The 13,581-nt window shown below is 75.3% G+C and carries 9 protein-coding genes and 1 tRNA gene; 4 read left to right on the top strand and 6 right to left on the bottom strand.

The window, feature by feature from the left end:
• Positions 1–53: 53 nt before the first annotated feature.
• From AB0M43_RS02005 to AB0M43_RS01985, 5 genes are all read right to left on the bottom strand, one after another.
• A complete protein-coding gene (locus AB0M43_RS02005; RefSeq protein ID WP_363720253.1) occupies positions 54–2,582 on the bottom strand; it encodes a hypothetical protein in 2,529 nt (842 codons plus the stop codon).
• Positions 2,579–4,207, bottom strand: coding sequence for a hypothetical protein (locus AB0M43_RS02000; RefSeq protein WP_363720251.1), 1,629 nt, complete (start codon positions 4,205–4,207; stop codon positions 2,579–2,581). The genes AB0M43_RS02005 and AB0M43_RS02000 overlap by 4 nt, the downstream gene beginning before the upstream one ends.
• Positions 4,204–4,602: a hypothetical protein gene (locus tag AB0M43_RS01995; RefSeq protein ID WP_363720249.1), complete on the bottom strand. Its 399-nt coding sequence runs from the start codon at positions 4,600–4,602 to the stop codon at positions 4,204–4,206. Before AB0M43_RS01995 ends, AB0M43_RS02000 begins: the two co-directional genes overlap by 4 nt.
• The gene (locus AB0M43_RS01990; protein ID WP_363720247.1) at positions 4,599–5,732 is read right to left on the bottom strand and encodes an AAA family ATPase; all 1,134 of its coding nucleotides are present in this window, start codon (positions 5,730–5,732) and stop codon (positions 4,599–4,601) included. Before AB0M43_RS01990 ends, AB0M43_RS01995 begins: the two co-directional genes overlap by 4 nt.
• A 183-nt stretch (positions 5,733–5,915) precedes the next feature.
• Positions 5,916–6,542: a DUF2238 domain-containing protein gene (locus AB0M43_RS01985; protein ID WP_363720245.1), complete on the bottom strand. Its 627-nt coding sequence runs from the start codon at positions 6,540–6,542 to the stop codon at positions 5,916–5,918.
• An 86-nt stretch (positions 6,543–6,628) separates the two neighbouring features.
• On the opposite strand from AB0M43_RS01985, the gene AB0M43_RS01980 reads away from it, so the two are divergent.
• Positions 6,629–7,747, top strand: coding sequence for a glycosyltransferase (locus tag AB0M43_RS01980; RefSeq protein ID WP_363720243.1), 1,119 nt, complete (start codon positions 6,629–6,631; stop codon positions 7,745–7,747).
• 22 nt (positions 7,748–7,769) lie between these two features.
• Here the strand turns inward: AB0M43_RS01980 and AB0M43_RS01975 are convergent, their stop codons facing one another.
• Positions 7,770–8,849, bottom strand: coding sequence for a hypothetical protein (locus tag AB0M43_RS01975; protein WP_363720241.1), 1,080 nt, complete (start codon positions 8,847–8,849; stop codon positions 7,770–7,772).
• A gap of 213 nt (positions 8,850–9,062) precedes the next feature.
• On the opposite strand from AB0M43_RS01975, the gene AB0M43_RS01970 reads away from it, so the two are divergent.
• The 3 genes from AB0M43_RS01970 to AB0M43_RS01960 all read left to right on the top strand — a co-directional run bounded on the left by AB0M43_RS01970 (position 9,063) and on the right by AB0M43_RS01960 (position 13,345).
• Positions 9,063–9,193, top strand: a tRNA-OTHER gene (locus tag AB0M43_RS01970).
• A gap of 28 nt (positions 9,194–9,221) precedes the next feature.
• Positions 9,222–11,372 (top strand): hypothetical protein, encoded by a 2,151-nt coding sequence (locus AB0M43_RS01965; protein WP_363720239.1) that lies wholly within the window; start codon positions 9,222–9,224, stop codon positions 11,370–11,372.
• A gap of 275 nt (positions 11,373–11,647) precedes the next feature.
• Positions 11,648–13,345: a hypothetical protein gene (locus tag AB0M43_RS01960; protein ID WP_363720237.1), complete on the top strand. Its 1,698-nt coding sequence runs from the start codon at positions 11,648–11,650 to the stop codon at positions 13,343–13,345.
• Positions 13,346–13,581 lie beyond the last annotated feature (236 nt).

Here is a 13,581-nt window from a genome sequence, read left to right as displayed (position 1 = left end):
GGCCCCGAGCGGTTCCGACGTCTAGCCGACCCGTCGTGCGCTACGTCCCGTCGTCACTGCGCGCGGGTCCGGAAGTTGGCGGTCGGTCGCGCGCCGGTGACGACGGCCACGCGCCCGTCGGGGTGCCAGGCGGTGAGGGTGCCGTCGTGTGCGCGCATCCCGATCTGCTCCGGGGCGGCGGCCGGGAAGGTGATCAGGGTCGTGGCGGTCGCGGACAGTCCGGTGCCGATGTGGAGGGTGGCGCCGTCGGAGTCGGCGTCGGCGAGCGCCAGCGCGTGGGCGTCGCCGTTGGCGAGCAGGGCGTAGGGCTGATCGCCCGGTTCCCGGATCTCGGCGGGTCGCTGGACGTCACCGTGGGCGATGTGGGGTGTGCCGTTCAGCGTGCCCAGGTGGAAGCCCGCGGCGTTGACGACGGTGTCGGGGGAGCGGTCGGGCAGGGTGGGGCGGATCCGCAGGTGCCAGCCGGGCATGTCCCAGCGCCAGTACCCGGTCTGGCCGTCGATCGCCAACGCGGCGGCGCAGGAGGTGGCGGTGCGGGCCAGGTGCAGGACCGGGATGTCGCGCTGGAGTTCCCGCCACACGACCCTGGGGCCGTCGGCGGTGGTGTCCAGGACGGCGATCCCGTCGGCGTCGGTGACGAGGAGATGCCCGCCGTCGTAGGAGTCGACGATCCTGCTGACCCGCAGGGTGGCCCAGTACCGGAGCCTGCGGGTCGCCAGGTCGAGTATCCGCACGTCGGCGACCGTGTCGCGGTGGGCGACGAGCAGGGCCGACGCGCCATGGTCGGCGAGCACGATCTGGTGGCAGGGTACGTCCCAGCGGGAGCGGACCCGGCCCTGCGGATCGACGAGGCGGGCGCCCGCCTCGCCGTGGGCGAGCAGGATCGTGCCGTCGGGCAGGGCCGCGGCGTCCCGCAGCGGCGACTGTCCCGGGTGCGCGGCCGCCGTGACGTGCGGCGGCCGGTCCGTCCGGGGCTGGCCCGGGTAGCTGGGTACGGGCAGGTCGGCGGCGGTGACGGGGTCGGCGCGGTCGCGCAGTACCCGGAACACCCGTTGTGCGGTTTTCACCGGCGGGCCGCCCGGCTGCCCGGCGTCGCGGGCCAGGGCGCGGACCGTCGCGGTGGCGATCCGGCGGTCGGCCACCGGGTCGTCGACGACGAGCGTGGCGAGCGTGGCGGCGAAGTGCTCGCGCGGCAGCTGTTCGGGGGCGGCCAGCAGCGCGTCGACCGCAGGCGCCGCCTCGGCGGGGGCGGTCGCCAGCTGGTACGCCAGCAACGCCGCACCGACCGGCCCGGCCAGGCCGACGCCCGCGCGGATGTCTTCGGCCACCAGGGGCCGCAGGTGCGGATCGGGCCAGGCCGCCTCGACCGCGCCGAGCGGATCGCCGCTCCGGCGCAGGCTGTGCACCCAGGCGGTACGCAGCTCGCGGGCCGCCTCCGGGTCGACGTCGTGCAGCCGGTGGACGGTGGTGGCGAAGGCGCCCCGGAGCCGGGCGACATCGACGGCCCGGTCCCGGTTTCCGGCCCGCCACCACAGCCGCACCACCAGGTCGGGGGCCAGCGCGTGCGCCTCGGCGAGTTCGGCGGCCAGTCGCGGCCGGTGGTGGAGTTCGAGCAGACCGACCGCGTGGAGGTGGTGGCCGAGGAGGTCCGCCAGCACGAACGCGGCCTCCTCGATCCGGCCCGCGGCTTCGAGCTGGGTGGCGGCCTGCCGGTAGAGGTCGCTCAGGTGGCTACGCACCGACGGCCCGTAGTCGACGATGCCCGTCGGGCCCGGCGCGCCGGTGGACGGGGTCACCGCGCCGGCCCGGCGGGTGGGTACGCGCAGGTCGAGGAATCCCTCGCCGGCGTGCGCGCCCACGCCGATCGCCTCGCGCAGCGCGTCGTCCCACCGGCGCTTCTCGAACGCCTCGGTCAGCCGGCGCAGGTAGCGGGCGTGCCGGCCGCGGACCAGGTGCGCGGCGGGGCTGCGCATCGCGATCCGGGCCAGCCAGCTCCGCCACGCGGCCGGCCGTGAAGGTCGCCCCTGTCCGGCAGGCGTCGGCGGGGCGTCGGCGGGTGCGCGGCGGCGGGACAGCAGGCTCCTGACGGCCGTCGCCACCAGCGCGGCGGGCCCGGTGCGCCCACGGCTCCGGTCGGCGCCCGGCCCGGTGGTCGGCGCGCCCACGCCGGCGACGGCGCGCAGGTCGGGGACGTCGGGGGTGTCGGGTCGGCCCAGCGTCGCCGGCGTGGGGGCGGGCCGGTCCAGCGGGGTGAGTTCCTCGACGGGTAGGCCGGTGAGGTCCAGCCAGTCGTACACCGCGACGCTCGGCAGGTCGGCGATCCGCAACCGCTGCCGCCCGCCGCCCGCCGGGTAGTCGACCCAGCCGGGTTCCCCGCCGCTGACGGGCAGCCCGGGCGCGTGCTCGGCGCGGACGTCCACCGTGGACGGCAGGAGCAGCAGCCATCGACCGTCGGGCAGCGCGGACAACTCGGCATGCTCCTGCCACCAGGTCAGCGCCCGGTCGGCGGCTTCGGTCGTACCCAGCAAAGGGGTGTCGAGAATGAAGCCGGCCGCGGCCACCCGCCCCCTGAACGCGGTCACAGCTCGGTCCTGAAGGTCGTGTGGACCTCGCCGGTGACCGCGTCGCCGACGCGGATCCGGTCCTCCTGCGCCGCCGCGATCAACGGCAGGGTGGGGTGCACCACGGGTGTGCTGCCGAAGTCCGACCACGCGGTCAGCGTGCGGGTCCCGTCCGGCCGGCAGACCCGGATCAGGAGCCCGGCGCCGGACCGGGTGAGCAGCGCGGGCCCGTCTGCCGTCACCAGGCCGAACGGCTCGCCGGTCACGGTGATGGTGTGCGCCTCCTCGCCGCCGGGGCCGTGCACCCGCCAGGTGGTGTCGGTCTCGCGCACCGCCAGGGCACCGCCGCCCAGCAGGTAGTCCCGGTCGGGCGGGATGTGCCAGCCGCCGAGCCGCAGACCGTCGTGCTGTTCGGTCAGCATCATCGGGTTGTCGATCTGGCGCCCCGGACGGGGGAACAGCGCCACCTCCCGGGCCGGGTGCACCACCCCGCCGGGCATCAGCCGCAACCACCTGCCGCCGGCCGGCACCAGCAGATCCCCGCCGACGTAGTGCAACGGCCGGAACGGGGCTTCGGTGGCGTCGGTGGCTTCGAGGTCGGTGGCGTCGTAGTGCCGGTCGCGGCCGATCCCGCCGAGTTCCTTGCCGACCACCTCGATGGTCGCGACTCCGTCCCGCACCGTGAGGGCGACCAGCCGCTTGCCGAGCCAGGCGGCGGCGATCACCGGCCCGCTGAACCGGTGCCGACGAGGCTTGCCCGCCGACTGTTTCTCCGGCAGGTACACCGAGAACACCTCGTCGGGACCCGGGCCCCGCAGCAGCAGCCGGCGGGTGGCGCTGGTGAACGCGGGCGACCGCAGGGGCACCGGGACGGTGCCGGCGGGCTCGGTCCGGCGGAACTCGCCGCCCCGCAACGCGGCGACCGCGAGCGCCCGGTCCGGTACCGCCAGCTCCAGGGACCGGCCGTCGAGGTGGACCCGGACGGTCCGGGCGCCCTCCGCGTCCCACGTGGACTCGGTGACGGTCAGGGTCCGCCGCCGGCCGGCGAGGGTCGGTGCCCCGACGACCCAGGCCTCGTCGGCCCGGTCGAGAACCGCCGACCGCGCGTCGACGTCGGCGGCGGACGCGTCCGCCGGGTGCCGTGTGCGGAGCCAGGACCGCAGCAGTGTCGGCAGGTCGCCCGCGAGCCAGGTGTCGGGCCCGGCGCCGAGTACGCCGACCGCCAGTTCCGCCCCGCACGAGGCGGCCCGGCGGTGCAACACGATCAGGGACGCCAGTTGGACCAGTCGTGCGGGGCCGGCCTGCCCCGGACCGGCGTCGACCAGCAGGACGACCCGGCCGCGCGGCCGGGGAGCCTGCGGCTCGGGCGCCAGGTACAGCAGTTGGCCCGTCGCGGCCCGGCGGTAGAACTCCTCCGGGGCCTCCTCGGCCAGCAGCCACTGTGAGGCCAGCAGCCGGTCGGGGCGCCCGCGGGGGGCCAGCCCTCCGTACCCGGCGAACTCGTCCTCCGCGCCGGTGACGGGTTCGGTGGCGGTGATCAGCTCGTCGATCCGGGCCACCATCGGACCGAGCCCGGCCGCCAGCCGCGGCGTCAGCGTGTCCAACGAGGCCGACCAGGGCGCGAGCCCGGAGGGCAGCGCGCTCACCGTGTCACCGTCGCCAACAGGCCCAGGTCGGCGATCTCGCGCGGCGTCGCGGTGACGAGGATCCGCTCGGGCAGGACGGCGACGAGATCGGCCGGGGACCGGTCGCCCGACACCGCGCCCCGCCACAGCGCCGCCGACGGCAGCGGGCGATGGGTCGTCGGCGTCAGGACCGGACCGTCCCAGCCGAGATACCGGGCACCGTCGACCCACGGCAGCTCCTCGGCCTCGCCGAGCACGAGCAGCGCGGAGCCGTGACCCGCCGCGCGCAACCGGACGCCGGCGGCCAGCGCCCGACCCGCCGCGTCCGCCAACGCCGACGCGACCGGGCCGAACCCGACGACGGCGGCCGGCGTCAACGGCGGCTCCCGGGGCGCCCAGGCCAGCCCGACGGTCACGGCTGGACGGCCGCGACCAGATCCGCCCGGACCTGGCGCAGCGGCTCGGGCAGATCGTCGAGGGCGAACCCGGCGTCGATCTCGCGCAGTGTCACCTCGAACCGGAGCCGCGTGTCCCGGTCGGTCAGTTCGTGCCCGTGCTGGTCGAGGAGTTCCCGCCCGGCCCGGGTCAGTCGGTGTGCCCTGGCGTGCCGACCACGGGACAGCTCCTCCGCCGCGTGCACGAGACTGGCGTTGGCGGAGTCGGCCAGAAGGTCGGCCAGCGCCTCCCGGGCGACCACCTGCGCGTCGGCCGTCGGCGCGATCAACGGCAGCACCCACAGGTCCGCCACGCCGGCCACGGACCGCCCGTCCAGCACGGCCGCGGCGGCGACGAGCCGCTGGGACCGCACCGCCCGACGGTCGCCGATCGAGATCCCGGCGGACCGCAGCCGCCGGATCGCCGCGGCCACCACCGGCCGCACCCCGGCCAGATCGCACGCGCGGGCGGCGACCGTCAACCGGTCCAGGCTCGCCACCGCCCCGGTCGGGCCGGCCGCCGGCTGCGGGCGCGCGCCCTCTTCGAGCAGCTCCTCCAGCCGGGCGTCGGGCACGGCCTCGACGAACATCCGGACCAGGAACCGGTCGGCGAACGCGGCCAGCGCCGGATCCTCCGGCAGCGCGTTCGCCGCACCCACACACACCCGCAGCGGCGCGTCCAGCACCGTGGAGCCCTGCCGGAACACCCGCTCGTTGAGCAGCCCGAGCAGGGTGTTCAGAATCGCGGTGGAGCCGAGGAACACCTCGTCCAGGAACGCGATCTCCGCCTCCGGCAGCATGCCCGCCGTCTCGACCGCGACGACGCCCTCGCGGAGCCGCCGCAGATCCACCGGCCCGAACAGCTCACCCGGCTCGGTGAACCGGCCCAGCAGGTACTCGAAGTAGCGTCCCCCCAGCTGGCTGGCGACCCGCCGGACAGCCTCGGACTTGCCGGTCCCCGGCGGCCCGACCACCAGCAGATGCTCGCCGGCCACCGCGCACAGCGCGACGACCTCGGCCACGACCTCGCGTTCGACCAGTCCGACCCGCGCGGCGGCGACCGCCTCCCGGACCAGAGCGGCGTCGTATGCCAGCGATTCCCGTTCCCCCATGACCGGCGATCCTACGGGCGGCGCCGCGCGCCAGCGAGGGAAAATTACCACCGCTTTGTGGCGGTCAGGTCGACAATGCGAAGGTGGAAATCCCGGAAATGCCCAGTGGAGACGAAAGTCACCGGCGGGCTGTGCCGCTCCGCCAGGCGTGAAAGCGAGACCCTTTTCCGGGTACTGGAGGCGCTAGGCCCGGTCCACCGCCCGCCGGCGGTAGCGCCGCAGCCCGGGGTCGAACACCGTCGCGCTGACGGCGACCCCGAGCAGCGCGATCGCCATGTCCTTCTGCGCGTCCCACAGGTCACCCTGCTGCCCGTTGTACGCCTCGGCCAGCTCCGGCGGCGCGAGCAGCGACACGCCCCATTCGAGGAGTTCGTACAGCGCCCCGGTGGCGGTGACGACCGTGACGGCGCCGAGCGCGGCCCAGACGGCGGGCCAGCGCAACGCCTCCCGGAGGTGCCGGCAGAGCACCGGCCCGAGGCACAGCCCGTAGGCGAGGTGCACGAGGCGGTCGAAGTGGTTGCGCCGCCAGCCGAGGGCGTCGGACAGCCGCACGCCGAACAGCGCGTCGGTCCAGTCGTCGTAGGGCACCGCGGAGTACAGCCAGCGGGCGGCGACCGTGTGCAGGGCGAGGAACGCGAGGACCAGCAGGAACGAGGACCGGGGCAGGGGCCGGCGGCGCTGTACCCAGAACAGCAGGCCGAGGCCGAGCACCGTGAGCGAGTGGTGCAGGGCCTGCTCGGCCGGCCACTGTGGCCGCCACCAGGTGGCCGCGAACAGCAGGGCGAACGCGATCAGTGCACCTCGACGCATGCCGTCCAGTGTGTCGTGCCGCCGCAAGGCGCCGGGGCCCCGCGACGGGTCACCCCGTCGCCGCCGGTGGCACTACTATCCGACCGGTGCGGATCCTGTTCACCTTCATCGGCGGTAGCGGCCACTTCCACCCGCTCGTCCCCGTCGCCCGCGCCGCCGAGGCGGCCGGACACACCGTGGCCGTGGCCGGCAGCGGGGTCATGGTCGCCGCGATCGGGGCGGCCGGGTTCACCGTGTTCCCCACCAGCCCGCCCCGGCCGAGGCTCGTGCCGGTCCACGGACCGCTGGAGGCCACGGATCCGGCGGAGGAGGAACGGAACCTGCGGGAAGGCTTCGCGGGCACCGGTGCCCGCCGGCACGCAGCGGTACTGCCCGGCATCGTCGAGCAGTGGCGCCCCGACCTGATGGTCCGCGACGAGGTCGACTTCGGCGCCGCGCTCGTCGCCGAGCTGCTCGACGTGCCCTGCGCGACCGTGCTGGTCCTGGCGGCCGGGACGTTCCTGCGCCCGGAGATCGTCGCCGAGCCGCTGCACGCGTTGCGGGCCGAACTCGGCCTGCCGCCCGATCCGGAACTGGCCGTGCTGGAGCGGGGGCTGGTGCTGTCGCCGTTCGCGCCGACCTTCCGCAGCCCGGCCGCGCCGCTGCCGCCGACGACGCTGTCCTACCGGACGTCGGCCACCGCCCCGGCCCGGGTGGCCGGGGCGCGGCCGACCGTCTACTTCACCCTCGGCACGATCTACACCAACCCGGACCTGCACACCCGGGTCCTCGCCGGGCTGCGGGAGCTGCCCGCCGACATCGTCATGACGGTCGGCGAGCACATCGATCCCGCGCGGTTCGGTCCGCAGCCCGCCCACGTGCGGATCGAACGGTTCATCCCGCAGGACGAGCTCCTGCCGCGCTGCGACGTCGTCGTCTCGCACGGCGGTTCGGGCAGCGTGACCGGTACTCTCGCCCACGGCCTGCCAGCGGTCCTGCTGCCGATGGGCGCCGACCAGCCGCACAACGCGGCGCGCTGCGTCGAACTCGGTGTCGGGCGGGTGGTCGACCCGGTCACCGCCACCCCGGAGGACGTGCGCGACGCGGTGTCGGCGGTGCTCGCCGAACCCGCCCACCGCCGGGCCGCGGCCCGGATCCAGGCGGAGATCGGCGACCTGCCACCGGTCGCCGCGACCGTCGCCGCGCTGGAGCGCCTGCGCGGCTGAACGGACCCGGACGCCGCCGCCCTCAGCCCCCGAACGCCGGGAACAGCCCCAACGCGGGCGCGTCCCACTCCTTCGTCAGCTCCAGCAGCGTCCCGACGGTCGCGGCCACCGCCGGCAGTTCCCCGGCGGCCGTCAGCTCGTCGGCCAGCAGCCCCCACCGGTGCGTCAGGAGCTGGCGGGCCGTCGGGGACGGGCGTCTCGGGTGCATCGGCCGGTCGGCGGCGAGGGCGGAGGGCAGCAGCCCCGCGGTCACCGCCAGGGTCCAGGCGGCCACGGCCCGACGCACCCCGGGACCCCACACGGAGTCGTCGGCCAGCTCCGGGTAGCCGAGCACGAGCGCGGCACGGTAGGTGTCCTCGGCGCGGCGGGCCAGGTCCGGGGGCAGCCGGAACACGCACCAGCAACTGGAGAACGGCATCCGGGCGTACGCGGCGGTCAGGAACGCCGACACGTACCCGGCCCCCTCGAAGTCCAGCAGCCGGAGCCCGTCCGGGGTGAGCACGTTGTTGTCGGCGCACGTGTCCCCGGGGGTGAAGACCGGGTATGCGTCGCCGGTCAGTGCCCCGATGTCGACCAGGTCGGCGTCGAGGCCCGGCGGCGGGGTCACACCGGCGGCGGTGAGGGTGCCGGGGAGCTTCCGGATGCTGGTCAGCAGCCACGGGTCGCTGTCCCAGCCGGGTTCGCCCCGGTCGTAGCGGGTCCGCAGTTCCGCCAGTTCCGCCCGCCGGCCGTGGGCGCGCGCCCCGAGGTCGCCGAGTCCGGCGGCCCAGGCGAGCACCCCGTCGCGCGCGGTCTCCGCGTCGTCGCCGAGGAGCACGTCGGCGAGGGTGGGCCACGGGCCGAGATCGGCGAGTACGACCAGCGGGAAGTCCCGGTCCACGGCCAACAGCTCCGGCCCGGCCAGCCCGAACGCCAGCGCGGAGGCCTCCGCCGTGAAGCCGCCGATCGAGTGCGCGGTGTCGCCGTATGCCTTCACGACCACGGTCGCCCCGTTCGGGGTCCGGCACCGCACGACGGTCGAGCGACTGCCGCCGCCCAGGTCGACGGGATCGGAGAGCGGGTGGCCGAGGGCCCGGGAGGCGGCGGCGAGAATGGTGTCCACCGAAGGATCCCAGCCGCTCCGCCGGCCGGGTGCAAATCGGTTTCCGTGGCGAGGCGGATGCCCGGTGCGGCAGGGTCCCGGGACCGGCCGATCCGGGACCGGCCGTCCCGGGTCCGGCCGGCACGCGGCCCAGGCCGGGGCCGGCGGGCCGCGAGGCGCGGCCCAGGCGGAATCGGTTGGCCACGCCGGCCGGGCGGTGCGATGATCGTCGGCGGGTCGTTAGCTCAATGGCAGAGCATCCGACTGAGTAGCGCGTCCGCTCTCCGCCCCGTGCGGCCATGGAGGCGCTTCCTTCTCCTTGTTGGATCGGAAGGTTCGGGGTTCGATTCCCCGGCGGCCCACCACACGACCATCGCCGGACGGGGGGACCACGTGCTCGAGAAGCTGATCATTCAGAAGACGCTGCGGGTACCGGCCGGCACGGGCCCGGCGGGCGACGGCACGCCGGTGGCCCGGCAGCTGGACGCGGCACTGTTGGAGGTCGGGTTCTCGGCGTCCCGCGCGCTGCTGGAGCACCTGGGCGCCCTGGCCCCCGGTCCGGCGACGGACCTGGCCGCCACGGTCGTCTCGGCGGTGCGCGAGCTGGTCGGCGACCACGTCCAGCACAACGCCTACTTCATCGGCTTCCCGAACGGAGTGCCCGACACCCTGGAATTCTGGACGGACCGGCTGCGCGCCGCCGTACTCGCCGGCTCGGGCACCGTGACGGAGGCGCGGCTGCGGGACCTCGGCGGGGTGAACCTGCTCGACCTGCCCGGCTACGGCACCTACCAGCACACCTACGCCGAACTGCTGGCCGCGCACGACGCCCTGGTCACCGGTGCCGGCGACCGGCTGACCCTGCTGCGGCTCGGCGACCCCGCCGACGTGGAGGCCGAGCGCCTCTACCTGGCCCTGGCTCAGAGCACGACCCCGCTCGGCGAGGCGGACCTCGCGATCCTCGGCGAGCTCGCCGTCGCCTGCCTCGACGGCGCGCAGCCGACGGAGATCCCGGTGCGGGAGAACCGCGCGGTGCTCAACGGGATCCGGCTCGTCCTCGGCCGCCCGCTCCTCGGCGTGGACACCACGACCGACGTACTGCGCCTGGCCTGCCAGGTCTCCGACGGGGACGCCGCGCTCCTCACCCCCACCCGGCTGCGCGCCTTCCGCCGCCCGGAACGGCGGATGCTGCTGGCCGCCCTCGACGAGGTCGTCCGGGCCGACCCGCGCAAGCTCGGCGACGTCTCGCGCCACGCCGAACCGTGGAAGCGGCTCGGCGAACGGCTGCACCCGCACGAGTACGCCCAGTGGCCGCACGCCCGGCGGGTGTTCGCCGTCGCACGGGGCGAGCGGCGCGCGCCGGGTCTCGCCGGCCGCGCGGAGACGGCGATCCGCGCCGGGGACGTCGCCACGGCCGCGACCGTGTTGTCGGCCGCGCCGGGACTGCTCCTGCGGTCCGCCGACCGGCTGCTGCGGCGGGCGTCGGACTCCGAGCGCGCCACGGTCACCGCCGCCGTCACCGGCGCGCTCGGCTCGGCGTCGGGGCGGGTGCTGCTCTCCCTGCGCGAGCACGTCGACAACCGGCTGACGCCCGAGCCCGCCCGGATGTACGCCAGCCGCTCGCGCACCGCGTGGGTCGGCCCCGACGAGCGTCCCCCGCTGCCGGTGGACCTGATCCTCGAACTGTCCGCCCTGCTCGACGAGCGGATCAGCGCCCGGCTGCCGGAGCTGGACCGGCCGCTGGTGGTGGACCCCGCCGTGCTCGACGTCGCGCTGCCGTTGTCCGGCCGGGCGTCCGAGGGCGGCTTCGCGGTGCTGCCGAGGGGCTCGCGGGCGGCCGTACCCGGCGAGGTGTTGCGCTTCTTCACGCACTGGCGCCAGTCGAGCCGCCGCACCGACTACGACCTGTCGGTGCTCCTGCTCGACGACGGGTTCCGCACCGCGGGCCAGGTGTCCTGGACGAACCTGCGCCACCACGGCCTGGTGCACTCCGGCGACGTCACCGACGCGAGGGACGGCGCGACGGAGTTCATCGACGTGCCACGGACCGTCGACGCGCGCTACGTGGTGCCGCAGGTCAACATCTACGCGGGCGAGTCGTTCGACGAGGTCGCCGAGTCGATGTTCGGGTACCAGGTCCGCGCGCCGGGCCAGGCGGGCGCCCCGTTCGACGCGCGGACCGTGCGGGCGCGCTCGCAGCTGCGCGGGCAGGGCCGGGTGGCGCTGCCGGTGGTGTTCGTCCGCGACGGGCACGGCTGGCAGGCGGTCTGGCTGCACCTCTACCTGGGCGGCACGCCGTCGTTCAACCGGGTGGAGAACAACACCTTCACCACCGCTGACCGGGTACGGGCGCTGATGGAGCGGCGGCATCTCACCGTGTCCTACCTCGTCGACCGGTGGCGCCCGCGCGCCGAGGTGACGATGTGGACCGGGGACCGGCCGGCCGGGCCGGTGGTGTTCGTCGGCCTCGACGCGCCCGAGGACCTGCCGGACGGCTCAGAGGTGTACACGCTGGACCGTCTCAGCGCGCTGATCCCCGCCTGAGACGGGCCGGGGTCGTCGTCCTCTGAGCGGGTTCTGAGTCGGCTCTCAGCGGCCTCTGCCAACCTCCTCTCGTCGGGAATGCCCGGCACCCGCACCGCCACCGGGTCGTCACCCGGTGGCGGCCCGTGGCATACCAGCAGCCGGCCTCCCGACACCTCCTTCAGACCTATCGGCATTCCGACCCGACTCCCTGGCCGCAGGTCGGGGCTACGAAGGGATTTTCAGTGATCGATGTACCCGTTTCCGGTGCGCCCCGGGGCCGCTACGGTCTGGGAATGAGACCCTTCTCCGCTCAGGTGACCCGCCGACTGCGCGCCGCGGTGCTCGGCACGTTCGTCGCTCTGGCGCTGACGGCCCCCACCCCGGCCCTGGCCGCCGAACCGGATGTCGTGGTCCCCGCCACCATCGACGGTCCGCAGGTCACCGCCGCGCGGGTGGCCGACGGGCAGCGCGCGGTCATTCCCTTCGCCACCGGCCAGCCCGACCGGGTGCTCTCCGTGCACGTCACCGTCGGCGGCACCGCCCTCACCTACCTGCACCTCCGGCACCCGGACGGCCAGGTCTTCGACCTGCGGTCCTGCGGGCAGCCGTGCGACCTCAACGGCATCGGCCTGCCCACGGTCGGCGACTACGAGCTGGTCCTGGACAACGCCCAGCAGGAGCCCTTCGTGGTGGGCCTCGTCGACATGTCGCCGGTCACCGGCACGCTGACCGTGGACGGCACCCCGTTCCCGGTCGACCTCGACAAGCCGAGCAAGGGCGCGCGGCTCACCGTACCCGGCGTCGCGGGGCACCTGCTCGGGCTCCGGCTGGAGAACGGCACCTTCGGTACCCAGCAGATGGGGCTCACCGTGCAGGCCCCCGACGGCAGCTTCGCGTACTCCACCGTCAACGCGCCGAACAACGCGGTGGTCGAGCCGTTCCTGCTGCCCGTCACCGGCGACTACACACTCTGGTACCACCGGGTGTTCAGCGGCGGCGCGAACGGTTCGATCACCATGACCGCCTACGACGTGACGCACACCGCGACCGGCGCGGCCGTCGGCGGCGCCCCGGTGCGGATCACCACGACCACCCCGGGCCAGAACACCACGGTCACGTTCGCCGGGGTCGCCGGGCAGAAGGTGAGCGTGTGGCTGTCGGGTGGCACGCTGGCCAGCGGCGCCGCCACCGTCCGCCGGCCCGACGGGGTCGCCGTGGCGAAGGCCAACCAGCAGTGCGGCCAGACCTGCTTCTACGACACCCTCACCCTGCCCGTGACGGGCGACTACACCCTGTTCTACGACCCGCTGGGCTGGTCCACCGGGAGCATCGACCTGGCTCTGGTCGACGCCGCGCCCCTGCTGGTGCCCACGGCTCCCGGCGGACCGGCGGTCGTCGCGGCCCTGCCCCAGCCGGGCCGCAACGCGAAGATCACTTTCACGGGTACTGCCGGCGACCGGGTGTCGGCAGCGCTGACCGGCGGCACGTTCGGCGTGGCCAAGAACGCGAAGGTCTCCGTCCTCGCGCCCGACGGCGCCGTGCTGGTCACCGCGATGAACTGCGGGGTGTCCTGCTTCGTCGAGCCGGTCGTCCTGACCGCGTCGGGCGAGCACACCCTGCTGCTCGACCCGCAGACCACCGGCACCGGTCAGATCACCGCCCAGGTCTACGCGGTGCCCGCCGACGTCGCCGTGCCGGCCACGGCGGGCGGCCCCGGGGTCGTGGTGACCCTGACCGGCCCGGGGCAGAACGGTGTGGTGTCGTTCGTCGGGACCGCCGGACAGCAGATCACCGTGGCGGTCACCGGGGCGGCGTTCGGGGTGTCCACCAGCTACATCCTCCGCGCGCCCGACGGAACGGTGCTGACGACCAAGAGCTCCGCCGGGGCGACGGTCACGCTGACCCGCGTCACCCTGGGCGTGACCGGTACGTACACGGTGCTCGTCGATCCCGGCACCACCGGGGTGGGCTCCGCGACGGTCCGGGTGTGACCCGGAGCCGGCCCGTCGGGGAGCTCCCCGACGGGCCGGCTCGGCCTTGCGTTCCCGCCAGGCCGTCTCGGCCCGGCGTCCACAGGATCGGCGCGCACCGGCCCGGGGTGCGCGCCGCGTGGGATGCCGGCGGGCGCGCCCCATCCCGCCCGTCGCGTTCGCGGTACGGCGCGACAGCGAACGGCAGGCTCCCCGCGCCGCCGCCGGTCAGTCCGCTCGGAGCTGCCGGCTCGGCG

The sequence above is a fragment of the Longispora sp. NPDC051575 genome, assembly GCF_040681875.1.
In the GTDB taxonomy this organism is placed as follows: domain Bacteria; phylum Actinomycetota; class Actinomycetes; order Mycobacteriales; family Micromonosporaceae; genus Longispora.
Note: the sequence above shows the minus strand (reverse complement) of the source record. Positions and strands in the feature narration are given on the sequence as shown.